Origin of the sequence: Exiguobacterium sibiricum 7-3 (assembly GCF_000620865.1) — a bacterium.
Taxonomy (GTDB): domain Bacteria; phylum Bacillota; class Bacilli; order Exiguobacteriales; family Exiguobacteriaceae; genus Exiguobacterium_A; species Exiguobacterium_A sibiricum_A.
On sequence record NZ_KK211190.1, the window covers coordinates 1,252,306 to 1,275,959 of the forward strand.

Here is a 23,654-nt window from a genome sequence, read left to right on the forward strand (position 1 = left end):
CATTTGGTACAATAGAACGGCTATGAAGCGAGAGAAGAGAAAGAAGGTGTTGGGATGGCAATTCCAGTAGTGGCGATCGTAGGTCGCCCAAATATCGGAAAGTCGACGATTTTTAACCGGGTGATTGGAGATCGGGTTTCGATCGTAGAAGACAAGCCAGGCGTTACCCGCGACCGTATATACGGAACTGGAGAATGGCTGAATCGTCATTTTCATTTGATTGATACAGGTGGAATCGAAGTTGGGGATGAGCCCCTACTTCAAATGATGCGTCATCAGGCGGAACTCGCCATCGATGAAGCAGATGTGATTATTTTCATGGTCAACGGCCGTGAAGGCATTACATCAGCGGATGAAGAAGTCGCAAATATGTTATTCCGTTCAAATAAACCCGTCGTCATTGCGGTCAACAAAGTCGATAACTTTGAAATGCGTGATTTGATGTATGAGTTTTATTCATTAGGATTCGGTGATTTGTATCCGATTTCCGGAACGCATGGTTTAGGGCTCGGGGATATGCTTGACCGTGTGCTTGAGCTTGCACCGGATAAAGAAGAGATCGAGTACGATGAGGATACGATTAAGTTTGCTTTAGTCGGACGTCCGAACGTCGGAAAATCAAGTATGACGAACTCCATTCTCGGTGAAGAACGGGTCATCGTTTCAAGTGTCGCCGGTACAACACGCGATGCAATCGATACACCGTTCTCACGGGATGAACAAGAATATGTCATCATCGATACAGCAGGTATGCGCAAACGCGGAAAAGTCTATGAATCAACAGAACGATTCAGTGTCATGCGTGCACAAAAAGCCATCGAACGGGCGGATGTCGTCTGTGTCGTATTAGATGGTGAAGAAGGTATCATCGAGCAAGATAAAAAAGTTGCCGGTTATGCCCATGAAGCAGGCCGTGCGATCGTCATCGTCGTCAATAAATGGGATGCCGTTGAAAAAGACGATAAAACAATGAAAAAAATGGAAGAGGAAATTCGCGAAGAATTCCGATTCCTTGATTATGCACCAATCGTTTTCGTCTCGGCGAAAACAAAACGTCGTTTACAAACGTTACTTCCTGTCATCAAACAAGCAGCGAAGAGTCATGCGCAACGCATTCAAACAAGTGTCTTGAATGATGTCATCGTAGATGCCGTAGCGATGAATCCTGCCCCAACGGATAAAGGAGTTCGTCTGCGAATCAACTATGCGACACAGGTCGCTTCGCGTCCACCGACATTCGTCTTATTCGTCAATGATCCAGAATTGTTACACTTCTCATACAAACGTTATCTGGACAACCGGATTCGTGAAGCCTTTGATTTTACAGGAACACCAATTCGGATTCTGGCACGTCAAAAACAATAAGGACAAGGTGAATCATGATGAAAAAAATCGCAGTCATTGGAGCAGGGAGTTGGGGAACCGCACTCTCACTCGTTTTAGCCGATAACGGTCATGAGATCACTCTCTATGGTCGGGATCAAAAAAATGTTGATGCCATTAATCAAAATCATGAAAATACGCAGTTCTTACCAGGTGTGACGTTGCCGGAATCACTTCGGGCAACAACTGTTTTAAGCGAAGCTGTCGAAGGGGCCTCACATATCTTGATTGTGACGCCCTCTTCTGCGATTCGTTCTGTATCGCGTCAACTCAATGAATTGTTGTCAGAACCGGTCGTGTTGATTCATGCTTCGAAAGGGATTGAACCTAAAACACACTTGCGGCTGTCGGAATTGATGGAACAAGAAATTGATGCCTCTAAACGTTCGGCGATTTGTGTTTTGACTGGTCCATCCCATGCGGAAGAAGTTGCTTTGCGGAAGCCAACGACTGTGACAGTTGCTTCAACGGACATGGAAGAGGCAGGACGTGTGCAAGAATTGTTTACGAATGATAACTTCCGTGTCTATTTGAATGCCGATATTATCGGAGCAGAACTGGGCGGAGCTTTTAAGAACATCATTGCCCTAGCAGCCGGAATGGCGGATGGGTTAGGGTACGGCGATAATGCCAAAGCCGCCTTGATCACCCGTGGTATGGTAGAAATCGCACGACTCGGCACGTTGTTCGGTGCTAATCCGATGACGTTTACGGGATTGACCGGCATGGGAGATTTGATTGTTACATGTACATCGGTCCACAGCCGGAACTGGCGTGCTGGAAATGCAATTGGCCGGGGGGAAAAACTCGAAACCGTTCTCGAAAACATGGGAATGGTCGTCGAAGGTGTCCGGGCGACGCAAGCCGCTTACGATTTAGCAGAAACAAAACAATGTGAGTTACCAATCACGACAGCGCTTTACCATGTCTTATTTGACGGACATACTCCGGCCGAAGAAGTACAGAAGTTGATGCGCCGTCCGCAGAAAAATGAGATTGAACATCTGTTTACGATGAAAGATTAACGGAGTGGGGTGGAAACCTTGAGTCCTGGATTACTAAAAATGTGGATTTCGTTCGCCGGGATTGGTCTGTTTGCCATCAGTGTCTTATTGGTCACGATCAGTCGGACGAAATTATCCGGAGGTTGGCAATTTTTGATGTCGACCATTGCTTTTCTTTGTTTTATCGTCGCATCGATCATCATGGTCTTTATCGTCATGGCAGGTCCGAGCGCATGAAAAAACTTCTAGTTGTCTTCATGCTGATCCCCGTAATGTTGTTATCCGGCTGTTTATTTCCGGATAGTCAAAAACCGTCGAATCGGGTTCCTTATCCAGAACAGATTCGGACGGTACAAAATGCAGTAGACGCCTATCAAAAAGATACTGGGGTTTTGCCGATTAAAACACGAGAAGCAAATACGCCATTAATGGAACGCTATCAAATCGAGCTCGGACGTCTGATTCCGCGATATATGAGTGACCCGCCTCCGAACAGTTTTGAAGGCGGTGGTACATTCATTTATCTACTCGTCGATGTCGAAAAAAAACCGACCGTCAAATTGATGGATTTGCTTGTGGCGGAAGAACTTCAAAAGCTGCAAGTTCGGATTGATACGTACCGTAAGAAAAATGACAAGTATCCCTTCAAAGGTTCGATTGGAAAAAATCAGTTTACACTTGATTATAAGAAGCTGTTTATTAAAGAGGAACCAAAAGTGCCGAGTCCGTATTCGGATGAAAAACTGTCCATCTATGTCGATGGACAAGGTCAGTTGTTTATCAACTATTTGCCTGAACTCAAAAAAGCGGTCGAAACTGCGAAGAAAAAGCCGAAAGTCGGCCAAGATATTCGGCATTTGCTTTACGATGAGCAACCTTTTGTTCCTGCATACTCTCAAAGCTACACAATCAACAAAAAAGGCGAACCTGTGTTTTCTGAAGAATCGATCGAAGAATCAGAAAATTAATAGGGATTCTAACGAAAATGTTGTAATATCAACGTTTATAAGGTATGATTAGCCTCGAAGAAGTGATTGGGAGGGGGTGAACGTAATGAACAAAACTGAACTCATTCAAGCAGTTGTCGAAAAATCAGGTCTGACTAAAAAAGACGTGACGAAAGTTGTAGAATCAACATTCGAATCGATCACTGAGACACTTCAGTCTGGAGAGAAAGTCCAATTGATTGGCTTTGGTAACTTCGAAGTCCGTGAACGCGCAGCTCGTAAAGGTCGCAACCCACGTACAAAAGAAGATATCGAAATCCCAGCAAGCAAAGTACCGGCTTTCAAACCAGGTAAAGCATTGAAAGATGCGGTTAAGTAATTCGGCTACATAGTCGTTCGAGGAAATCCTCGGACGGCTTTTTTTGTGGACATTGAGAGACGAGAAAACGGATTGATTATGGTATATTAAAAAAGAAGAAAATCCATCAACGAGATGGCACTGGAGATCGGGGGGTAAAAGCATGAATCATCAAGAGCTGATCGTGGAAGAAATGGTCACCGCACTCACTACAAAACAAACAACACAACTGGCTCGGCATGTGGATTTCCCTTCCATCAATCGTGAACAAATCAGTTGGTTGATCGATGTCGCCCAAAATGAAACGTTGGCTTGGCAATCACTTGTCAAAGGTGTGCACTATGCACAAGTGGCGCTACTGTTACACGAACGTGTCGGAGAGACCAAAAGAGGTTCGAAAGAACGACAATTGCTGGTTTTGGCGGGAGATTTGTTTTCGAGCTATTTCTTTGAAGAATTGGCGTATCTTCCCCAAACGGCACTCGTAACACTCGGGCGGACCGTTCAGCATGTGAACGAAGCAAAATGTGCTCTTCATGAGGAAAACTACGATTCAACCGAAGAGTATGTCTTGCTCTGGTTAAAGGCAGAATTCGGATTGGTTCAAGGATTAGCAACGATTAGCGGAAGAGACTGGTTGACGGAGGACGGACAGCGTTTAATCCGCCAACGGGCACAAAGCTTACAGGCAAGTGCTCAACAACTATTATTATCACATCTAGAACAGATGGCAGTAGCGTAATATCTTCGAAAGGGTGAACTGCGTGCAGACACAAGAAAAAGAGAAAAAAGTATATGAAGTGTTTCAATCGATTTCAAGTAATTATGATCAAATGAATTCCATTATCAGCTTCCGCCTTCATAAATTGTGGAGAAAAGAAACGATGCGGCGGATGAATGTGTTTCCAGGCGCGAAGTGTCTCGACTTATGTTGTGGAACCGCCGACTGGACGATTCAACTCGCGAAAGCAGCCGGTCCGACCGGTGTGATTAAAGGACTTGATTTTTCTGAAAACATGCTGAAAGTCGGCGTGGAAAAAGTTGAAGCGCTTGAAATGAAAAATGTCGAGTTGATTCATGGAAACGCGATGGATCTTCCGTTTGGTGATCATTCTTTTGATTATGTGACGATTGGCTTTGGACTCCGAAACGTTCCGGACTACCTGCAAGTCATTAAAGAAATGCATCGGGTCTTAAAACCTGGCGGGACGGTCGTTTGTCTCGAGACGAGCCAGCCGACAGCCCCGTTATTTAAAGAAGCCTACTCCCTTTATTTCGGAAAAATCATGCCGCAAGTCGGTCGTTTGTTTGCGAAATCCTATGATCAATACAATTGGCTGCAAGAGTCGACCGAAGTCTTTTTAGATCGTGTCGAGCTGAAGCAACTGTTTGAACAGGCCGGTTTTATGCAAGTTGAAGTAAAAGCATTTGCAGGTGGGGCGGCTGCAATGCACCTCGGAAAGAAGTGGTGAGATGTCACTGCATTCAATTTATCGAGATGTAACAAAAGAAGTTAATTTAGTGGATCAATTTTTAGTCAGTCATATCGCATCAAACGACCCGACAATCGATGCGGCCGGACAACAATTGCTTCAAGCAGGCGGCAAACGGATCCGGCCTGCCTTCGTTCTGTTGGCATCAAAATTTGGTCGGGCAGACCGCGATGAACTCGTGCGTGTCGCAGCCAGTCTTGAACTGGTCCATATGGCCTCGCTTGTTCATGATGATGTGATTGATGATGCCGAATTGCGACGTGGAAAACCAACCGTCATGCAACACTTTGATGAAGAAGTTGCCCTTTATTCCGGTAATTTTTTATTTGGTGAAGCGGTTAAATTGATTGGTGAAGTCGGGAAACCGGAACTCGTTCAAGTGATGGTCCATACGATGCGCGAAATTTGTGAGGGTGAAATCGAGCAGATTTACGATCAGTACGACTGGGAACAATCCATCAAACGGTATATCAAGCGGATTGAACGCAAAACGGCGATCTTGATTGAAGCCAGCTGTCACCTTGGGGCGATCGTCGCGAACTGTTCACCGGAAGATACAAAGGCATTACGACAATTTGGGCGTGACATTGGTCTAGCTTTCCAAATTGCAGATGATTTGCTTGATTTTACAGCCAAGCGGACGGAACTCGGAAAACCTGTTGCAGAAGATTTACGGCATGGCCATAAAACTCTGCCAGTATTTTATGCTTCAGAAGATCAAGATTTCTTTCAAGAGTTGCAAAAGATCCGTTCGATGCCGAGTCATGAAGAGGTCGCTCCGTTACTAGACCGGTTGCAGCAATCAGATGCTTTGGAGCGAACGCAACAAACGGTCGATTTATATATTCGACGGGCCATTCTCCGCTTGAATCATCTGCCGAAATCGTCCGCAAAACGTTCTTTGGAAGAGGTCGCCCGATATGTTGGGAAACGTAAAGGTTGAAAAAATGTAAAAAATTTCTTGCCGCTTGTCCATTTACGCAGTAAACTTACTATGTAAGCGCTTTTTTATCTGTATTTCATAGGGGGAACTAGTAATGGAGCAAACATTTTTAATGGTAAAACCGGATGGCGTTGAACGAGGTTTGATTGGGGAAATCATCGCTCGTATCGAACGTAAGGGATTCGTAATTCGTGAAATGAAAATGATGCAAGCATCTGAAGAATTGGCACAAGCTCATTACGCGGAACACGCAGAAAAACCATTTTTCGGAGAGTTGGTCACTTTCTTGACATCTGGTCCAGTCGTCGCGCTTCGTGTTGAAGGCGAAGATGTCGTCACAGTTTCACGGATGATGATCGGTAAAACGAAACCGACAGAAGCACTTCCAGGAACGATTCGGGGTGATTTCGCGAACACGATGAGTGAGAATGTCATTCATGGTTCAGACAGTGTTGAAAGTGCCGAGCGTGAACTCGGTCTTTGGTTTCAAGGACAACCATTAAACGTATGATGGCGGCAAGACGATTGAGCAACTGCTCGATCGTCTTTTTTTGTTTTTTGGAAAGGAAATAGCTTTATGCTAAGATAGAAAATAAGACAGGGAGTGCCTTGAAAGCAATCCCGTAAGAGAGAGGATTTGTGAGGTGGACTATGCAGGATTATGAGCTTTTCATCCAACGTTTCTTAAAAAAATCAGGAATTGATTTAGGACAATATAAAGAAGCCCAGATGAAGCGGCGATTGACAGCGCTACGCGATAAAAAAGGATACAGTACATTTGCTTCTTATATGCAGGCGATGGAAAAAAGTGCGACATTGTATGAAGAATTTTTGGATCGCATGACCATTAACGTCAGTGAGTTTTTCCGGAATCCGATTCGGTGGCAACAACTCGAACAGGACATCTTGCCGGTTTTGCAAGCCCGTGCTCATGGACGGATCCGGACATGGAGTGCCGCCTGTTCGACAGGGGAGGAACCGTATTCGTTAGCGATGATCTTAAACGAAAAGATGGATCCTGCACAATTTACGATTCAAGCAACGGACTTGGATGACCTGGTCCTGGAAAAGGCCAAACAAGGCCGTTACGGGGCATCTGCTTTAAATGAAGTGGAGGAAGCGCGAAAAAAACGCTATTTCATCGAGCAAGAACAACAGTTTGAAGTCGTTCCTGAAATCAGACGTCTCGTCCGGTTCAGTAAACATAATTTGTTGGGTGACCGATATGATACAGGATTTGATTTGATCATTTGTCGGAACGTCTTGATTTATTTTACAGAGGAAGCCAAGGCGCATGTCTACCGGTCGTTCGTCGAAGCCTTAAAACCGGGCGGTATTTTGTTTGTGGGTGGGACAGAACAGATTTTTCAACCGGAACGGTTCGGTCTGAAGATGAAGCAAAGCTTTTTTTACGAAAAAATCTAAGGTAAGAGGGGGATGAGGCAACATGCGTTATATGACAGCAGGTGAATCACACGGTAAAGGATTATCGGTTATCATCGAAGGAATCCCTTCTGGTCTTATCATTGATTTTGACAAAGTACAACGTGAGATGACGCGCCGTCAAGGTGGCTATGGTCGTGGACGGAGAATGCAGATCGAACAGGACGCGGTAGATGTCCGTGGAGGAATTCGACATGGCTATACGACGGGGGCACCCATCAGCCTGTTCATTGAAAATAAAGATCATACACACTGGACACAAGTCATGCAGGCAGAACCTTTGCAAGAAGAGCTGGAACGGCCGCGCACGCTAACCCGTCCCCGACCGGGACATGCGGATTTAGTCGGCGGATTGAAGTACGGGCACCGGGATTTACGGGATGTCCTCGAACGTTCGTCTGCCCGGGAAACGGCGGCACGTGTTGCTGTTGGCGCCATTGCCAGACAACTATTGAGCCAGCTGGACATTGATTTATTTTCTCATGTCCGTTCAATCGGTGGCATCGATGCAGATGTCATCAATCCACTGGAATACCGTGACGTGATTGAGACATCTCCTGTCCGCTGTGCCGATGAAGCGGCAGCTGAGCGGATGATGGCAGCGATTGATCAAGCCAAAAAAGACGGAGATACGTTAGGCGGGGAAGTCGAAGTGGTCGTGACGGGTGTCATGCCGGGAATCGGCTCCTTTACGCAAAACGAAACGAAACTCGACAGTCGCATCGCCCGCGCTGTCATCAGTGTCAATGCGATGAAAGCAGTTGGATTCGGAGACGGATTTGAGCTGGCTCGACGAAAAGGCAGTACGGTGCAAGATGAAATTCTGCATGACGAGACCGGTTACTTCCGCAAAACGAATCATCTTGGAGGAATCGAAGGGGGTATGTCGACCGGGATGCCGATTCGGGTCCAAGTAGCGATGAAACCGATTCCGACCCTGTATCGTCCCCTGCAGTCGGTGGATATTGAAACAAAAGAACCTTTTGTTGCCCAAATTGAACGAAGCGACGCATGTGCCGTTCCGGCTGCTGCGGTCGTACTGGAAGCCGTTGTAGCAGTTGAGATTGCGGCAGCTGTTCTTGAAATGTTTGGTACATCGACGCTTGACCGTCTCAAGCAGGCTGTTACAGACTACCGGGAGGAGGTGCGTCTCTTTTGACGCACCTGACCATCCAGGCGAGCCGTCCTTATTCGGTTTATGTTGAAGCAGAGGCCATCCTTCACATTCGTGAAATCAAACAAGCGCAAGAAGCGGATCAGTTCTGGATCATTACAGATCAAACCGTAGCGGATTTGCACATGGTGTCGATTCGTCGTCAACTCGAGATCTGTTTTCCGGTGACACCCCAATGTGTCAGTACCGTCGAGCCTGGAGAAGGCAGCAAATCATTATCCGTCTATCAACGGTTACTGGAAGAGGGAATTGAGCAGGGGGCAACCCGTAAGACGATGATTCTTGCAGTCGGAGGCGGCATGATTGGTGACTTGGCCGGATTCGTTGCGGCGACTTTCCTGCGTGGTGTTCCGTTCATCCAAATTCCAACGACGCTGCTTGCTCATGATTCGAGTGTCGGAGGAAAGGTTGGATTAAACTTACGTTGGGGTAAGAACTTAGTAGGTGCTTTTTATCAGCCGTCTGCCGTGCTATATGATCCCGCCTTTTTACAGACGTTGCCTGACCGCGAATGGAGAAGCGGTTTTTTTGAATTATTGAAGCATGGATTATTGGCGCGTCCGACATTCGCAGAAGACTTGATCGGATTTGGATTGGCAGACATCAAACAGTTGCCGCTGGCAGACTGGATTTCAGCCGGGATTAAAGTGAAACAACACATCGTCGAGCAGGATGAACGTGAGGCGGGCATCCGGGCCTTTTTAAATTATGGCCATACGTTTGGCCATGCGGTCGAATATGCGAGTGTGGATCTTTCCCACGGAGAAGCGGTCGGAATTGGATTGGTTTTTGTATCGTTACTCGAAGGAAATGAACGTCAAGCCCGTCAATTGGTGGAGCTGATCAAAAGACTCGGTGTCGTGTTACCGGAACGTCAACCGTTTGAAAGATACTTGGAGTTGATGAAACGGGATAAAAAAAATGATGCGTCGATTCGATTTGTCTTACAAGGTCAAGACGGATTTGGCTTAGAAGCAATCAATCGGGAACGTCTAGAAGACGCATATGATCAAACAGTGAGGTGTTTACAGTGGGCTTAAGAGGGACAGTACGCGTACCAGGAGACAAATCAATGACCCATCGTGCGTTTTTGATGGGCGGAATCGCTGAGGGGACGACAGTGATCTCGAACGCCTTGCTAGGGGCAGACTGCCTGGCATCGCTTGCAGCAGTCGAGGCACTTGGGGCGAACATTCACCGGACGGAACAAGACATCCGGATTACCGGTACTGCTTCTCTGAATGCGGCAACGATCGATTGCGGCAATTCGGGAACGACGATTCGTTTGTTGAGTGGTATTTTGGCCGGTGGACAGGAAACATACACTTTGACAGGAGATGCGTCGCTGCAGCGACGGCCGATGGACCGGGTGACTGTCCCGCTTGCGACACTTGGAGCGGACATTGAGGGGACGTATGCGCCGTTGACGATCCATGGTCAACCGCTTGTTGGCACGACCTATACATTGCCGGTGGCGAGCGCTCAAGTCAAAAGTGCAGTGTTGTTGGCCGGATTGTTTGCAACAGGAGAGACGACAGTCATCGAACCGATTTTGTCGCGGGACCATACAGAGCGGATGTTGCCGAAATTCGGAGCGGATCTTACCATCCAAGAACAGGAGCAAGGACGCCGGATTCGTCTGCAAGGACCGGTCCGACTAAAGGCGACGACGATCGATATTCCGGGTGATCCTTCTTCTGCGGCCTTTTGGTGGGCGGCAGCGGCTTTAGGGAACGACAGCCAAATCACTACGGAACACGTGTTAATGAATCCGACCCGGACCGGATTTTTGCAAGTGTTACGCCAAATGGGGGCCAGTGTCGAAATTACGAACCGCCGTGAAATGGCGGGAGAAGAGACAGCGGACGTAACCCTGACGACGACTCACTTACAGGCAGTGGCAATCGAAGGAGAGCAAATTCCTTCATTGATTGACGAAATCCCGTTGCTTGCCTTGCTTGCGACGCAAGCAGAGGGACGGACAGTCATCCGGGATGCGGCAGAACTGCGTGTTAAGGAGACCGATCGGATTGAGACGGTCGTATCGACTCTTCAAAAAATCGGGGCGAAGATTGAGGCGACTGAAGACGGTATGATCATTGATGGACCGACACCTCTTGTGGGGGCGACGGTCGACAGTGCGGGGGACCATCGTCTGGCGATGATGTTGACGATTGCCTCGACATTACAACCGGAAATCCAAGTCCTTGGGGATGAAGTAGTTGAAGTCAGCTACCCGACGTTTTATGATGATTTAAAGACACTGCAACAAACGAATCCCTGAAAAAGATTTCGAACAGTGAAATAGAGGAAAGTGAGGCGTTTGCCTTGAACGAAAACGTATTAAAAGAGATCGTCGAAAGTCTCGAGCACGGTCACACGTCAGAAGCGTTGACGGCGCTCGAACAGCTTGAAAAAACCGGGACGGACGAAGATCGTTTAGCGGTGGCTGATTTGTACATCGAATTAGGATTATCTGACCGGGCAGTCGATTTACTGGCACCTTTGTATGTGGATTATTCAGGGAATGCTGGTGTAGCGTTGTTACTCGCAGAATGTTACATCGATTTGGACCGGGAAGAAGAGGCCATCACGGTGCTCGAACAGGTCGATGTGACGGATATCGAAAACGGTCCCCGGACATTGGTTTTGCTGGCTGACTTGTATCAGTCTCAAGGGCTAGATGAGGTAGCATTGGCTAAATTAAAACAAGCGCGTGACTTGGCGCCAAATGAACCGTTGCTTGCTTATGGACTGGCAGAACTCTATATGACACTTGGTGCATTCGACCAAGCAGTTCCGTTGTTTGCGGAAATCGCAGCTGATCCGGTCTTGCGTGAAGAGTTACCGCTTGATGCCCTCTATGCGGAATCACTGGCGATGATCGGTGAGTTTGAAGAAGCGATTCCTCTCTACGAACGCGCTGTTGCCGAACGATCGGATCTGCACACATTATTCGGTCTCGCCATGACGGCTCACCGGGTCGGGCAACATCAAAAAGCAGTCGAGACATTCCAACAACTGATTGCTCAGGATCCTGACTATACGTCGGCGTATGTTCCGTATGCTGAAAGTCAGGCGGAACTCGGTTTGACGAAAGAAGCGCTTAATGTCATCAAGCAAGGAATGGAGCGCGACGATTATAATGATGAGTTACGGACGATGGAAGCGTTATTCCTCTTGAAACTCGGCGATCGGGAAGGCAGCGTCAAAGCGTTACGCGAAGCGCTGGCCCTCAATCCAGAATCGCTTGTCGCAGCGGAACGATTATTGGCATTGCTCGCGGAAGACGAAGATCATGACGCGACGCTCGAGACGATTTCCGCCATCGAAGAACATGTGACGGCGCCGATTCTAACCTGGTATCGTGCCCGATCACTATATGCGTTAGAAGAATATACGCAGGCGATGGAGAAATATGCGCAGGTGGAAGCTGCTTTTGCAGATGATGCGTTATTCTTAAAAGAGTATGGATATGCTCTTGTGGAAGAAGGACGCCGGGACGAAGGGTTGGTCTTATTACGCCGGGCGGCCAATCTGACACCGGAAGATGCAGATTTAGTCGACTATGTCGAACGAATGGATGGATGACTTCACTGGAGAAGGGAGTAGGATTAAGATGACAGAGAGAAAGCAGCGTTTCTTGCGCCGCATCTTGACCTATTATACGTTGAAACGTCGGGAATCAAAGTGGATCATCGATTATTGGCTTCGAAACGATTCGAAGCTCGAACAGGTTCATTTTGTTCAAAATGCCATGTTTGCGCCAAAAGCAATAATCATTACGACCTATGGATTTGATGCAGACCCTTTTCTCTTTAAAAAAGGAGAGGTCAAGACGACCGATCCGGAAAAAGCCTATCATGATATTCGTTTGACCGATGAGCCGATCTATATCGAGTTAAACTTTCAAGGGATGATGATGGATGACGAGTACCTCTCGCTGTTAGAGGAAAATCCTTTTCGACCGGAAGTAGCCGTTGAACCGAAACTGGCGGATGCTGCGATGAATTTCATTGCGGCATCCGTCAACCGTCAGGAAGAAGAACGTTTGGTCCGATTGATTGACGAGGCGCTTGATGCCCGGGATAAAAATCGTTTCCAATCGCTTTCGGACGAATTACGGATCATTCGCAGCCAGCTTTGATCGGGAAATCGAGTCGTTCGCCTTCCTTCGACTGCACCGAAGGGAGGCTTTTTTTTGAAATCGAAACTAAGGGGAAAATATGAAGAAAAATTGTAGCTAATTTCATAAAACGTTCACATTAAAGAAGCAGTTACAAAAGCGGATATGATACATTAAATGTGACGAAATGTAAGTGAACAGGAAAGGGGGGAATGACTTGCGTTTCAAACCATCCGATGTTCAAAGGACGAGAAACGAACAAGCGTATATCGATACGTTGATTGTCCCATTGATTCCCGTCGGATTCGACGAAGCGATGCATGCTTTCTCGGAATGTGCAGATATGACGATGACCGTCGCGACGGAAGTCGAACGGCAATTGTCGGGACGTGCGATGCTTGTTCCGTCAATGACGTATATTGGTGAACCGTCCATCGATCAGCTTACCAGTTGGGAGCAAGCCGCATCTTCAGAGCAGTTTCGATTTGTAACGTTCATTACTGCCGATTTACGGTGGAAAGAGACATCGGTCACGGACATCATTTATGTCCCACGTTTATCGCTTGAGACGATGAGTCGCGATCAACAAGGTCAGATGGTCGGGAATTTTGTCGGGCAAGTCTTAGAGCAGTTAGGAAACCGCTGGACCGCGCTATGAAGCGGTTGACGCAATGATTTTATTAAGATACTATTACCATGTGAGAAATTTGTGTGAAGTACTGTGGTCTTGGGGCACAGCGTACATCACGAGGGGGGATCGAGATGGCTCAAAACGGGTCTAACGTAACACGTCGTCAATTCTTGACGTATACATTGACTGGAGTCGGCGGCTTTATGGCGGCGACGATGGTCATGCCGATGGTCAACTTTGCAGTTGATCCAGTCCTGAAGAAATCAGGAGCAGGCGATAAAGTAAAAGTAATGAAGTTGTCGGACATCACGACAGAACCAAAACGGGTCGACTTCAAAAAACAAACACAGGATGCGTGGTATGAGTTTGAAGAAACGTTATCTGCGTGGGTGTTCAAAAACGATAAAGGCGAAGTATTAGCCTTATCACCGATCTGTAAACACTTAGGATGCCAGGTCAGTTTTGGAGCGGATCCGACGCACCCAGAACAATTCTATTGCCCATGTCACTTCGGCCGGTATACGAAAGATGGCGTCAACGTACCAGGTACGCCTCCGACGAAACCGCTTGATGAATATGAAAAGCAAGAGAAAGATGGTTTCCTTTACCTAGGTAAACCAGTCGAAAGAGGTGCGTAAGCGATGATGCAAAAAATTTATGATTGGATTGATGAGCGCGTTGATATTACGCCACTTTGGCGAGATATCGCCGATCATGAAGTTCCAGAACACGTTAACCCGGCCCATAACTTCTCAGCATTCGTTTATTGTTTTGGCGGGTTGACATTCTTCACGATTGTCATCCAGATTCTTTCAGGAATGTTCTTGACAATGTATTACGTACCAGACATCATCAATGCGCATGCGTCCGTGTACTATCTTCAAAATGAAGTAGCGCACGGTCAAATCGTCCGTGGTATGCACCACTGGGGCGCATCGGTCGTCATCGTAATGTTGTTCTTACATACATTACGTGTCTTCTTCACAGGTTCATACAAAAAACCACGTGAATTGAACTGGGTCGTCGGCGTACTGTTATTCTTCGTTGTCTTAGCACTTGGTCTGACAGGATATCTGTTGCCATGGGATATGAAAGCATTGTTCGCAACGAAAGTTACGATTCAAATTGCGGAAAGTATTCCTGTCATCGGTGGTATCGCGAAAACACTCCTGGCGGGTGGAGAAATCGTCGGTGCAAGTACAATCGCTCGATTCTTTGCGATTCACGTCTTCTTCCTTCCTGCAGCATTGTTCGTCTTGCTCGGGGCCCACTTCATGATGATCCGTAAACAAGGGATCTCTGGACCACTTTAAACCGACACTTATCATTAGACAACTAAAAGGGGGAGAACACGATGCATCGTGGTAAAGGAATGAAATTCGTCACCGATTCACGGGTGTCGATTAATAACCGGATGCCGAATAAGTCAAAAGACTATTCGGAGTATCCAGGTCGGACGGAAGCGTTCTGGCCAAACTTCTTGCTTCGCGAATGGATGGTAGGAGCGGTCTTCTTGATCGGCTTCATGACGCTGACAATCGTTGAGGCAGCACCACTTCAAAATATCGCTGACCCGACGAATACGTCGTACATTCCACTTCCGGACTGGTACTTCTTATTCCTCTATCAGCTCTTGAAATATCAATTTGCGGCTGGTCCGTACATTTTGATGGGTACCGTCATTCTTCCAGGTCTTGCGTTTACGGCACTGCTTGTTGCACCATGGCTTGACCAAGGACTCGAACGTCGCCCGGCAAAACGCCCGATCGCCGTCAGCATGATGTTACTTGCCATCGTATCGATCGTCTTCTTGACATGGGAATCAGTTCAGACAACACACTGGGATACTATCCATAAACAAGGTGAGTTGACAATGAACGAAGGTCCAAAAATCGATACAGCAGCAAAAGGCTTCGAGATTTACTCGAATCAATCATGTGTCAACTGTCATGGTAAGAACCTCGAAGGCGGCGCAGCTGCTCCAGCCCTCGTTGGAACGAAGAAGACAGAAAAAGAAATTTATGATATCGCAGTTAAAGGTGTCGGTTCGATGCCTGCTGGACAGTTCAAAGGTTCAGACGCCGATCATAAAGAACTTGCTAAATTCATCGCTTCATACGGTGAAGGCGGAGAAAACAATAAATAAGACAACCGGCCGGGGGAATCTTCCTCCGGTTTTTGTCTATCATGAGGTGACGATACATGCCGTTCATTCATCTGTTAAAACATAAAGCTGTGCTTTGGGCGCTTGCCTTAATCAACCTGGGAGGAACATTATACGGCTATTACTGGTATCAACCCCAACTGGTCCAGTCGAAGTGGTACTATTATCCGTTCATTCCGGATAGTCCGACAGCGTCTCTCTTTTTCACGATTATCGTCTTTTTATGGATTTTCAATCGTCGATCGCGTTTATTTGAAGCCCTTGCCTTCGTCACCTTGATCAAATATGGGGTTTGGGCAGTCGTCATGAATGCGTTGATGCTACAAGAACTCGGAACGGATGATTCCTATTTGACGGCGATGGCCTTGATGCTGATGGTTTCACATGGTGCGATGGCGTTTCAGGCGCTCCTGTATGCGCCTGTCATGACGTTTCGGGTCAAGGAACTGGTCCTCGTCTCGATTTGGGTCATTCATAACGATGTCGTGGATTATGTGCTCGGACAGTGGCCGCGGTATCCGGCACTTGCTGAACACATCCAGTGGATCGGGTACGGTTCCTTCTGGTTGACCGGATTATGTCTTTTGATGGGATATTGGTTTGTTGCACGCGATTCGATTGACAATAAGGTCGCTTGAACATAAAATAAGACTATAATCTTTTTTTATGAAAGGAAGCGACGACATGGCGAACTATTTAATCTATCTAGCCATCATCATCATCGTGCCGATTTGGGCACAGATGCGTGTCAGAAAGACGTACAAAAAATATCAGGAAGTTCCGATTCACAGTGGGGTGACTGGAGCACAAGTCGCAGACTTCATCATGAAGCAAAATGGGATTACCGATGTTCGTCTTGAGCCGATTGGTGGGACGATGTCCGATCATTACGATCCAACGAATAAAGTCGTCCGCCTGTCGGAAGATGTCTATTACGGTTCTACGGTATCAGCCGTTTCGATCGCCGCACACGAAATCGGTCACGTCATTCAAGATGCGACCGATTACGGAATGATGCGGGTTCGTCACCGGATTGCCCCGGTGGCTTCGATTACGTCTAACTTGTCGTTCCCGTTGTTGATGATTGGTTTCTTGGCGGGGATGAGTGGACTGGCTATGCTTGGTGTCATCTTGATGCTCGGAGCCGTCATCTTCCAACTCGTGACGTTGCCGGTCGAGTTTGACGCTTCTAACCGGGCGATGGCCCAGTTGACGGAACACGGTATCATTGACGCGGAAGAAGAGCGCGGTTCGCGTCTTGTCCTGAATGCAGCGGCTTGGACATATGTCGCCGCGACGCTCGTAGCGATTGCCGAATTCGTCCGTTTGGCGTTGATCGTCTTCGCTCCGTCAAGTGATGATTAAGAATAAAAACAAAAGACGAGGAATCCGATTTGGATTTCTCGTCTTTTTGTATTGTGCCCAATCACGTTTCTTTGATTGGGATTCGGTTTTCATCGAAGGTGAACCCTTCGCCCGTCACTTCATAGACATCATGCAGGGTAATGAAGGCATGTTGATCGACTGATTTGACAAGTGTCTTCAATCGTGTGATTTCATTGCGGGCGACGACGACGTACAACACTTCCAAATCGCGTCCCGAGTAACCGCCCTTGGCGATCAAGCGAGTCGTCCCGCGGTTCATCGTCGCGTGAATACCGTCCGCAATCTCCGTCCGTTGATCGCTGATGATCATGGCGGCTTTTCCGGCATACGTCCCTTCTTGCATCCAGTCAATGACACGAGCACCGACATAGACGGCAAGTAACGTATACATCGCCTGTTTGTAGTCGAGATAGCTTAACGACGCAATGATGACAAAAAAGTCAAATACCATAAACGTTCGGCCGATCGACCAGCCAAAATACCGTTTTGTTAAGCGGGCGATGATATCGACACCGCCAGTCGTTCCACCGTTATTGAAGATGATGCCAAGACCGACACCGATGAATACACCGGCAAACAAGGCCGCGAGGACCATATCATCTTTCAAGAAAATCTCAAGCGGAGAATATTTAGCGATCAATCCATACCAAATCGAAAAACTGAACGTTCCGATCAGCGTATAGACGAACGTCGTCCGGCCAAGCAACTTGTAACTGACGAGGAATAACGGAATGTTGAGCAGTAAGTTGGTGACGGATGGGGAAAAACCGAACAATCCCTTTAAAATCAAGGTGATGCCTGTAAATCCTCCTTCTGCCAACTCGTTCTGCACGTTAAAATGATAAATACCAAAAGCGAAAATAAAGGATCCGATCAAAATCCAGATGATATTTTGAATACGAATCGGAAACTGGAATGGGGGTGCCATCTGATTGCTCCTCTCTGACATGACTCTTTCTCTAGGGTAACGGCAGACGTCAAAAAAGACTAGCTTTTCTGACGAAAATCGTTCGAAAAGTGGCAGATGTAGTTTTTAGTCGGCAATTTGATTACAATGAGCAGGGGACAGGACATTACTTAGTGAAGAGAGAGTGAGTAGATATGAAAAAAGCGATTGGGATTCTCTGTTATCCATCGGTCGGCGGCAGTGGTGTCGTAGCGACGGAACTCGGCATGAAATTAGCAGACCGGGGACACGATGTCCACTTCATTACATCCAGCATTCCGTTTCGACTGACGGAGTACCGGCCGAACATTACCGTCCATCTCGTCGAGGTGAATCAATATTCGGTTTTTAAATATCCACCGTACGACATCACGCTGGCGTCGAAAGTAGCGGAAGTCATTGATTTGTTTGATCTTGACGTCATTCATGCCCATTACGCTGTGCCGCATGCGGTTTGTGCGGAGCTTGGGCGAAACATGGCGAAGAAAAAGGGCGTGGCTGTCGTAACGACTTTACACGGGACCGATATTACCGTCATCGGACAGGATTTAGAGATGCAACCGGCGATCCGGTATGGCATCGAAAGTTCGGATGCCGTTACGGCAGTTTCCGAAAGTCTGGCGCTTGAAACAAACATGACGTTAAACGGACAGTATACGATTGAAGTGATTCCGAACTCAATCGATGAAAGTATGTATTATCCGATGCGGGATGAACGATTGAAACGCCACTACGGCATCGAGCCGGATGAGGTCGTTGTCATCCATATTTCGAATTTCCGACCGGTCAAACGAATCGATGATACAATCGCTGCCTTTGCGATTGCTTCAAAGGATCGTGCCATGCGCTTGTTACTAGTCGGAGACGGTCCAGAAATGGGGCAGACGCGACGCCGGGCAAAGGAACTGGGGATTTACGACAAAATCATTTTTGCCGGCAAACAGGAGCATGTCGCCCAGTTGCTGGCAATCAGTGATATTCATTTACTGTTGTCGGAAAAAGAAGCGTTCGGGCTTGTCGTCCTCGAGGCAATGGCTGTCGGTGTGCCGAGTGTCGTCTCGAGTGCCGGTGGGTTACCGGAAGTGATTCAGGATGGAAAAACTGGATTCATCGTACCAACGTATGATGTCAAGGCTGCAGCGGACCGGATTGGACAGTTGGCGGATGATGCAACATTGCGGGAAGAATTAGCAGAGGAAGGAATTCGGGATACCCGAAGACGGTTTGATTCCAATCAGGTCGTTCGTGCCTATGAACTGCTGTATGAACGGGTGTGTGCACGCTATGAAAATGCTTGAGTCGGCCAATCACATCATTCAGACGATTGAAGAGGCGGGCGGCGAAGCCTATATCGTCGGAGGAGCGGTCCGGGATATGTTGCTCAAACGAGAACCCGGGGATTACGATTTGGCCACGTCATTCCTTCCGGATGAGGTCATGCGACTGTTTCCGGTCGTTATCCCGACCGGACTCGATCATGGCACTGTCACGGTCGTCCTAGACCACATTCCGTTCGAAGTGACGACATTTCGTTCAGAAAGTACGTACAGTGACCGTCGGCGTCCGGATGAAGTGACGCTCGGCGTCAGCTTAGAAGAAGACTTGACGCGTCGTGATTTTACGATCAATGCGATGGCGCTGAAACCGGCCGGGCTCGTGGATCTGTTTGGTGGTCAAGACGATTTGGCAGCAAAAATTGTCCGGACGGTCGGTCGAGCGGAAGAACGATTTGATGAAGATGCCCTGCGGATGATTCGGGCGTTTCGATTCATGAGTCAGTTGGAATTTACGCTCGACCAGGAGACGGAACAGGCAATCAAACATCAAAAACAGCATCTTCAATCGGTCGCCATCGAGCGAGTTGCGATAGAGTTTGAAAAATTATTGTTAGGTCCCGGACGTGAAGCGGCCCTAGCGGCGATGCTCCGGACCGGAATCCAGCAGTACATGCCTCATCTGAACGAGACGATCATCAAGCAGTTGATGGCGCTCCGGTTTAACGGTGTATCGTCAGATGACGTCTGGACACTCGTCTTAGTCGCAGGACTCCGTCCGGAAGCATTACGGGCCTGGAAACGTTCGAAAAAACAGGAAGGGCGCGCGAAGACACTGGCTCCGCTTGTTCAGAAAGAGACGTTATCCGATTGGCAACGTTACCGGTTGTCGGACGAAGAGTTGGAACATTTGAACGAGATGACAGGACGCCGACATGAAGAGCGAACGTCCTTGCCAATCCGACGTTTACAAGACTTAACGGTCAACGGGCGTGACATGGTCGAACTCGGATTGCAAAAAAAACAGATTAAAGAAGCGCTTCATCACCTGGAGCGACAAGTCGTGCACCGTCAACTGGACAATCAACGCGAGATACTGTTAAAGGAAGTGATGAGTTGGAAAAATCAACACGGGACCGAGTCCTCCACGCATTGATGCAAATCGACTGGATATCGGGACAAGAGTTGGCTGATCAATTAAATATTTCACGTACCGCTATTTGGAAACAAATAGCGGCATTAAAAGAATCCGGGTACATCATCGAAGCGAATAAAAAAACAGGCTATCATTTAGCCGATCAAGGCGACCGGTTGACCCCGCTTGCGATTCAACAACATTTGCGAACGCAAACGCTCGGACAACAAATCATCCACCTTGAGCAGACGGAAACGACGCAACGGATCGCCCATGAACAAGCCCAGCAAGCAGCAAACGAAGGCACACTGATTGTCTGTGACTTTCAAACCGGCGGTCGGGGGCAACTCGGGCGCACGTGGCACGAGACGAGGGGAGCGGGCATTGCGATGAGTTTGATTTTGCGTCCGGAAGCACCGCTTCACCAAGCCGGTCAATTGACATTACTCGCGGGGATCGCCTTAGCTGATACGCTACGAACACTCGATGTCCCGGCGACGATTAAATGGCCGAACGATTTGTTGATTGCAGGACGGAAAGTAGCCGGTATCTTAACGGAAATGCAAACGGAAGCGGATCGCATTAATTCCGTCATCATTGGAATCGGCATCAACGTCCATCATGAACAGTTTTCGGAAGTCTTGGCGGACCGGGCGACATCTTTAAAATTAGCGACAGGTAAATCAATTGTCCGCGCTGAAATCGTTGCTTTGTTTTTAAATACGTTCGAACCGATGTACCGGAAGTGGTTGACGGACGGATTCGCGTCATTTGTCCCCGCATGGGAGAAATATGCCGATCGGTTAAACGATCTGGTAACGTTACGAACACGGCAAGAGACCGTGACCGGAATCTTACGTGGAATTCGAACTGATGGTACCTTGCAGATTGAAACGGAGACGGGTCTGAAAACATTTCATTCTGCTGAATTGATTTACTGGACGGAAATGTAAGCTCGGACGTTTGCAGTCTGCTTTTTGAATCATGTATAATGAGTGCGAGGATGATAGCCATTTGGAGTCATACCGGTTAGAGGCTTTTATTCATAACGTTTATTTGACTGCCTTGATCCTACTCGGACAGGGACAGAAGGATGATATTGCACTTATCCACGCCTTCTTTCCTATGGATTATTTTAGGAAGGAAGGTGTTTCCTTTTGTCCTCTCTAAACTACGAAGGAGAGAACACACATGCATACGATGACACCTTTATTAAAAAAACAACAGGCGGGCGAAAAACTCGTCATGCTGACGGCGTACGATTATCCGTCAGCCAAACTGGCAGAAGCTGGACATGTCGATTTACTATTGGTCGGTGATTCACTCGGGAATGTCATTCTCGGCTATGATTCGACGATTGCCGTGACAGTAGATGATATGGTCCATCATGCGAAAGCCGTTCGGCGGGGGGCACCTGCGACATTCATGGTCGTCGACATGCCGTTTGCCAGTTACCATGGTTCGTTTGACCGGACGCTTGAAGCGGCAGCCCGTATTTTCCAAGAAAGCGGAGCGGACGCCTTGAAACTCGAAGGGGCCGGAGAAATCTTGACGACGATCCGTCGTCTGACTGATGCCGGGATGCCGTGTGTCGCGCACTTAGGACTGACACCACAATCTGTTGGGGTGCTCGAAGGATTCAAAGTCCAAGGGAAATCGCTTGCAGCAGCGGAACAGTTGATTGCCGACAGTTTGGCAGCAGAACAAGCGGGAGCGAAGATGCTCGTCCTCGAATGTGTGCCGCATCCTCTAGCGAAACGCGTCCAGGAACTCCTGAAGATTCCTGTAATCGGGATTGGTGCAGGGGCTGATGTCGCAGGACAAGTATTGGTTTATCATGATCTTTTGACGTATGGTGTCGGTCGGCTTCCAAAATTCGTCAAAGCGTATGCTGATTGGAACACATCAGGTACGGAAGCCATCGCGCAGTATGTCCAAGAAGTCAAAAACGGAACGTTCCCTGAACTCGCCCATTCTTTCGTGATGGATGAAGAATTGATCGGGGCGTTATATGGAGGATCAAAAGAATGAAAATCATGCAGAGTGTGGAACAACTGCGGGAAGCGTTGGCAGGACAAACGTCAATCGGTTTCGTCCCGACAATGGGGTTCTTGCATGAAGGACATGCCTCGTTACTGAACCAGGCACGGCAGGAAAATGATATCGTCGTCTTGAGCATCTTTGTCAATCCGACACAATTTGGTCCGAACGAAGATTTAGACCGTTATCCGCGGGACGAACAGCGTGATCAACAAATGGCGCAAGCCGCAGGCGTCGATTATCTCTTTTATCCGACGAATGACGTCATGTATCCGCTCGATATGGCACGGGTCACAGTTCGCTCAGGTGATGATGTCTTATGTGGTGCGTCACGACCGGGACATTTTGACGGGGTCTTGACGGTCGTCAGTAAATTGTTTAATATTGTCCAACCGAAGCGCGCCTATTTCGGATTAAAGGATGCGCAACAGTTGGCATTGATTGAAGGATACGTCTCAGATTACTTTGTCCCGGTCGAAATCAAACGGTGTCCGATCATTCGCGAAGCGGACGGACTGGCGAAATCGTCGCGTAACGTTTATCTGTCGGAAGTGGAACGAACGCAAGCGCCGGGGATTCAACACGCATTGCAGGAAGCAAAACAAGCACTCGACGCAGGGGTACCACTTGAAACCGTTCTTGCACAAACCCGTGCGTCACTTCAGTTTGAAGGCACTACGATTGATTATGTCGAAGCCGTCGCCTATCCGACACTCGGACAGGTCGATTCGACAACAGAAACGATTTTACTTGCGGTTGCCGTTCAATTTGCATCGGCTCGTTTAATTGATAATTTACTATACACGAGAGGAGCATGATCATGTTACGAACATTCATGCATGCAAAACTACACAAAGCCCGTGTGACGGAAGCGAATCTCCATTACGTCGGCTCGATTACAATCGACGAAGATTTACTCGATGCTGTCGGTATTCTCGAAAATGAGAAAGTCCAAGTGACGAACAATCAAAATGGAGCACGGATTGAGACATATGCGATTAAGGGAGCCCGAGGTTCTGGTGTGATTTGTTTGAATGGAGCAGCAGCCCGCCATTTCCAAATCGGAGATGAAGTCATCATCATGGCATATGCGCAATTGACGAACGAAGAAATCTCATCACATGTTCCGAAAGTGGCAGTCCTTGATCAGGATAATTCAATCAAGCAGATGTTATCGCAGGAAATCGCACATACGATCTTATGATTT

At 47.8% G+C, this 23,654-nt stretch carries 28 protein-coding genes; 27 read left to right on the forward strand and 1 reads right to left on the reverse strand.

The annotated features are described in order from the left end of the window. The first annotated feature begins 54 nt into the window (after window positions 1–54). The 21 genes from der (at window position 55) to P402_RS0107340 (ending at window position 17,031) form a co-directional block, all read left to right on the forward strand. Window positions 55–1,365 carry a ribosome biogenesis GTPase Der gene (gene der, locus P402_RS0107240; protein ID WP_026828069.1) on the forward strand — a complete coding sequence of 437 codons (1,311 nt, stop codon included), beginning with the start codon at window positions 55–57 and terminating at the stop codon, window positions 1,363–1,365. A 17-nt stretch (window positions 1,366–1,382) separates the two neighbouring features. Beyond that, window positions 1,383–2,408 (forward strand): NAD(P)H-dependent glycerol-3-phosphate dehydrogenase, encoded by a 1,026-nt coding sequence (locus P402_RS0107245; protein ID WP_026828070.1) that lies wholly within the window; start codon window positions 1,383–1,385, stop codon window positions 2,406–2,408. A 39-nt stretch (window positions 2,409–2,447) separates the two neighbouring features. Then, window positions 2,448–2,624: a DUF2768 domain-containing protein gene (locus P402_RS16845; protein WP_034769842.1), complete on the forward strand. Its 177-nt coding sequence runs from the start codon at window positions 2,448–2,450 to the stop codon at window positions 2,622–2,624. Beyond that, window positions 2,621–3,355, forward strand: a complete 735-nt coding sequence (locus tag P402_RS0107255) for a hypothetical protein (RefSeq protein ID WP_026828072.1) — start codon at window positions 2,621–2,623, stop codon at window positions 3,353–3,355. The genes P402_RS16845 and P402_RS0107255 overlap by 4 nt, the downstream gene beginning before the upstream one ends. 85 nt (window positions 3,356–3,440) lie before the next feature. Continuing rightward, window positions 3,441–3,713, forward strand: a complete 273-nt coding sequence (locus tag P402_RS0107260; RefSeq protein WP_012370671.1) for an HU family DNA-binding protein — start codon at window positions 3,441–3,443, stop codon at window positions 3,711–3,713. Window positions 3,714–3,855: 142 nt separating this feature from the next. Next, entirely contained in the window at window positions 3,856–4,434 is a 579-nt protein-coding gene (locus P402_RS0107265; RefSeq protein WP_026828074.1) for a heptaprenyl diphosphate synthase component 1, read from the forward strand. A 22-nt stretch (window positions 4,435–4,456) separates the two neighbouring features. Next, the gene (locus tag P402_RS0107270; RefSeq protein WP_026828075.1) at window positions 4,457–5,164 is read left to right on the forward strand and encodes a demethylmenaquinone methyltransferase; all 708 of its coding nucleotides are present in this window, start codon (window positions 4,457–4,459) and stop codon (window positions 5,162–5,164) included. Window position 5,165: 1 nt separating this feature from the next. Further along, window positions 5,166–6,128, forward strand: a complete 963-nt coding sequence (locus P402_RS0107275) for a polyprenyl synthetase family protein (RefSeq protein WP_034769845.1) — start codon at window positions 5,166–5,168, stop codon at window positions 6,126–6,128. Between the two features lie 94 nt (window positions 6,129–6,222). After that, the gene (gene ndk, locus P402_RS0107280) at window positions 6,223–6,639 is read left to right on the forward strand and encodes a nucleoside-diphosphate kinase (protein WP_026828077.1); all 417 of its coding nucleotides are present in this window, start codon (window positions 6,223–6,225) and stop codon (window positions 6,637–6,639) included. Window positions 6,640–6,779: 140 nt separating this feature from the next. Next, window positions 6,780–7,553 (forward strand): CheR family methyltransferase, encoded by a 774-nt coding sequence (locus P402_RS0107285; protein WP_026828078.1) that lies wholly within the window; start codon window positions 6,780–6,782, stop codon window positions 7,551–7,553. 22 nt (window positions 7,554–7,575) lie between these two features. Beyond that, window positions 7,576–8,730, forward strand: a complete 1,155-nt coding sequence (gene aroC / locus P402_RS0107290) for a chorismate synthase (protein WP_026828079.1) — start codon at window positions 7,576–7,578, stop codon at window positions 8,728–8,730. Then, on the forward strand, window positions 8,727–9,785 hold the full coding sequence (locus P402_RS0107295) for a 3-dehydroquinate synthase (protein WP_026828080.1): 1,059 nt from the start codon (window positions 8,727–8,729) through the stop codon (window positions 9,783–9,785). Before aroC ends, P402_RS0107295 begins: the two co-directional genes overlap by 4 nt. Then, window positions 9,776–11,029: a 3-phosphoshikimate 1-carboxyvinyltransferase gene (aroA, locus tag P402_RS0107300; RefSeq protein WP_026828081.1), complete on the forward strand. Its 1,254-nt coding sequence runs from the start codon at window positions 9,776–9,778 to the stop codon at window positions 11,027–11,029. Before P402_RS0107295 ends, aroA begins: the two co-directional genes overlap by 10 nt. Before the next feature lie 44 nt (window positions 11,030–11,073). Next, complete coding sequence (locus P402_RS0107305; RefSeq protein ID WP_026828082.1) at window positions 11,074–12,336, forward strand: tetratricopeptide repeat protein; 1,263 nt, start codon at window positions 11,074–11,076, stop codon at window positions 12,334–12,336. A 28-nt stretch (window positions 12,337–12,364) separates the two neighbouring features. Next, the gene (locus tag P402_RS0107310; RefSeq protein WP_026828083.1) at window positions 12,365–12,892 is read left to right on the forward strand and encodes a ReoY family proteolytic degradation factor; all 528 of its coding nucleotides are present in this window, start codon (window positions 12,365–12,367) and stop codon (window positions 12,890–12,892) included. 196 nt (window positions 12,893–13,088) lie between these two features. Then, a complete protein-coding gene (locus tag P402_RS0107315) occupies window positions 13,089–13,529 on the forward strand; it encodes a DUF2487 family protein (protein WP_026828084.1) in 441 nt (146 codons plus the stop codon). A 104-nt stretch (window positions 13,530–13,633) separates the two neighbouring features. Then, complete coding sequence (locus P402_RS0107320; protein ID WP_026828085.1) at window positions 13,634–14,140, forward strand: ubiquinol-cytochrome c reductase iron-sulfur subunit; 507 nt, start codon at window positions 13,634–13,636, stop codon at window positions 14,138–14,140. Between the two features lie 3 nt (window positions 14,141–14,143). Next, window positions 14,144–14,815 (forward strand): menaquinol-cytochrome c reductase cytochrome b subunit, encoded by a 672-nt coding sequence (gene qcrB / locus P402_RS0107325; RefSeq protein WP_012370658.1) that lies wholly within the window; start codon window positions 14,144–14,146, stop codon window positions 14,813–14,815. A gap of 41 nt (window positions 14,816–14,856) precedes the next feature. Then, the gene (locus P402_RS0107330) at window positions 14,857–15,648 is read left to right on the forward strand and encodes a menaquinol-cytochrome c reductase cytochrome b/c subunit (RefSeq protein ID WP_026828086.1); all 792 of its coding nucleotides are present in this window, start codon (window positions 14,857–14,859) and stop codon (window positions 15,646–15,648) included. Between the two features lie 56 nt (window positions 15,649–15,704). Next, window positions 15,705–16,304 carry a DUF1405 domain-containing protein gene (locus P402_RS16305; protein WP_034769848.1) on the forward strand — a complete coding sequence of 200 codons (600 nt, stop codon included), beginning with the start codon at window positions 15,705–15,707 and terminating at the stop codon, window positions 16,302–16,304. Between the two features lie 46 nt (window positions 16,305–16,350). Next, a complete protein-coding gene (locus tag P402_RS0107340; RefSeq protein ID WP_026828087.1) occupies window positions 16,351–17,031 on the forward strand; it encodes a zinc metallopeptidase in 681 nt (226 codons plus the stop codon). 61 nt (window positions 17,032–17,092) lie between these two features. On the opposite strand, the gene P402_RS0107345 is transcribed toward P402_RS0107340, so the two are convergent. Continuing rightward, window positions 17,093–17,980 (reverse strand): YitT family protein, encoded by an 888-nt coding sequence (locus P402_RS0107345; RefSeq protein WP_026828088.1) that lies wholly within the window; start codon window positions 17,978–17,980, stop codon window positions 17,093–17,095. 173 nt (window positions 17,981–18,153) lie between these two features. Here P402_RS0107345 and bshA point away from each other — a divergent pair, with 173 nt between their 5' ends. The 6 genes from bshA to panD all read left to right on the forward strand — a co-directional run bounded on the left by bshA (window position 18,154) and on the right by panD (window position 23,651). Next, window positions 18,154–19,296 (forward strand): N-acetyl-alpha-D-glucosaminyl L-malate synthase BshA, encoded by a 1,143-nt coding sequence (bshA, locus tag P402_RS0107350; protein ID WP_026828089.1) that lies wholly within the window; start codon window positions 18,154–18,156, stop codon window positions 19,294–19,296. After that, complete coding sequence (locus tag P402_RS0107355) at window positions 19,283–20,428, forward strand: CCA tRNA nucleotidyltransferase (protein WP_034769850.1); 1,146 nt, start codon at window positions 19,283–19,285, stop codon at window positions 20,426–20,428. The genes bshA and P402_RS0107355 overlap by 14 nt, the downstream gene beginning before the upstream one ends. After that, on the forward strand, window positions 20,389–21,360 hold the full coding sequence (locus P402_RS0107360) for a biotin--[acetyl-CoA-carboxylase] ligase (RefSeq protein WP_026828091.1): 972 nt from the start codon (window positions 20,389–20,391) through the stop codon (window positions 21,358–21,360). The genes P402_RS0107355 and P402_RS0107360 overlap by 40 nt, the downstream gene beginning before the upstream one ends. Before the next feature lie 238 nt (window positions 21,361–21,598). Then, window positions 21,599–22,438 carry a 3-methyl-2-oxobutanoate hydroxymethyltransferase gene (panB, locus tag P402_RS0107370; protein WP_026828092.1) on the forward strand — a complete coding sequence of 280 codons (840 nt, stop codon included), beginning with the start codon at window positions 21,599–21,601 and terminating at the stop codon, window positions 22,436–22,438. Continuing rightward, window positions 22,435–23,265, forward strand: a complete 831-nt coding sequence (gene panC, locus P402_RS0107375) for a pantoate--beta-alanine ligase (protein WP_026828093.1) — start codon at window positions 22,435–22,437, stop codon at window positions 23,263–23,265. Before panB ends, panC begins: the two co-directional genes overlap by 4 nt. 2 nt (window positions 23,266–23,267) lie before the next feature. Further along, window positions 23,268–23,651, forward strand: coding sequence for an aspartate 1-decarboxylase (gene panD / locus P402_RS0107380; protein WP_026828094.1), 384 nt, complete (start codon window positions 23,268–23,270; stop codon window positions 23,649–23,651). Window positions 23,652–23,654: the final 3 nt, after the last annotated feature.

Bases quoted from the DNA above. Each gene is read 5' to 3' on its own strand.
- der (WP_026828069.1), top strand. From the start codon at position 55: ATGGCAATTCCAGTAGTGGCGATCGTAGGTCGCCCAAATATCGGAAAG.
- P402_RS0107245 (WP_026828070.1), top strand. From the start codon at position 1,383: ATGAAAAAAATCGCAGTCATTGGAGCAGGGAGTTGGGGAACCGCACTC.
- P402_RS16845 (WP_034769842.1), top strand. From the start codon at position 2,448: ATGTGGATTTCGTTCGCCGGGATTGGTCTGTTTGCCATCAGTGTCTTA.
- P402_RS0107255 (WP_026828072.1), top strand. From the start codon at position 2,621: ATGAAAAAACTTCTAGTTGTCTTCATGCTGATCCCCGTAATGTTGTTA.
- P402_RS0107260 (WP_012370671.1), top strand. From the start codon at position 3,441: ATGAACAAAACTGAACTCATTCAAGCAGTTGTCGAAAAATCAGGTCTG.
- P402_RS0107265 (WP_026828074.1), top strand. From the start codon at position 3,856: ATGAATCATCAAGAGCTGATCGTGGAAGAAATGGTCACCGCACTCACT.
- P402_RS0107275 (WP_034769845.1), top strand. From the start codon at position 5,166: ATGTCACTGCATTCAATTTATCGAGATGTAACAAAAGAAGTTAATTTA.
- ndk (WP_026828077.1), top strand. From the start codon at position 6,223: ATGGAGCAAACATTTTTAATGGTAAAACCGGATGGCGTTGAACGAGGT.
- P402_RS0107285 (WP_026828078.1), top strand. From the start codon at position 6,780: ATGCAGGATTATGAGCTTTTCATCCAACGTTTCTTAAAAAAATCAGGA.
- aroC (WP_026828079.1), top strand. From the start codon at position 7,576: ATGCGTTATATGACAGCAGGTGAATCACACGGTAAAGGATTATCGGTT.
- P402_RS0107310 (WP_026828083.1), top strand. From the start codon at position 12,365: ATGACAGAGAGAAAGCAGCGTTTCTTGCGCCGCATCTTGACCTATTAT.
- P402_RS0107320 (WP_026828085.1), top strand. From the start codon at position 13,634: ATGGCTCAAAACGGGTCTAACGTAACACGTCGTCAATTCTTGACGTAT.
- qcrB (WP_012370658.1), top strand. From the start codon at position 14,144: ATGATGCAAAAAATTTATGATTGGATTGATGAGCGCGTTGATATTACG.
- P402_RS0107330 (WP_026828086.1), top strand. From the start codon at position 14,857: ATGCATCGTGGTAAAGGAATGAAATTCGTCACCGATTCACGGGTGTCG.
- P402_RS16305 (WP_034769848.1), top strand. From the start codon at position 15,705: ATGCCGTTCATTCATCTGTTAAAACATAAAGCTGTGCTTTGGGCGCTT.
- P402_RS0107340 (WP_026828087.1), top strand. From the start codon at position 16,351: ATGGCGAACTATTTAATCTATCTAGCCATCATCATCATCGTGCCGATT.
- P402_RS0107345 (WP_026828088.1), bottom strand. From the start codon at position 17,980: ATGGCACCCCCATTCCAGTTTCCGATTCGTATTCAAAATATCATCTGG.
- bshA (WP_026828089.1), top strand. From the start codon at position 18,154: ATGAAAAAAGCGATTGGGATTCTCTGTTATCCATCGGTCGGCGGCAGT.
- P402_RS0107355 (WP_034769850.1), top strand. From the start codon at position 19,283: ATGAAAATGCTTGAGTCGGCCAATCACATCATTCAGACGATTGAAGAG.
- panB (WP_026828092.1), top strand. From the start codon at position 21,599: ATGCATACGATGACACCTTTATTAAAAAAACAACAGGCGGGCGAAAAA.
- panC (WP_026828093.1), top strand. From the start codon at position 22,435: ATGAAAATCATGCAGAGTGTGGAACAACTGCGGGAAGCGTTGGCAGGA.
- panD (WP_026828094.1), top strand. From the start codon at position 23,268: ATGTTACGAACATTCATGCATGCAAAACTACACAAAGCCCGTGTGACG.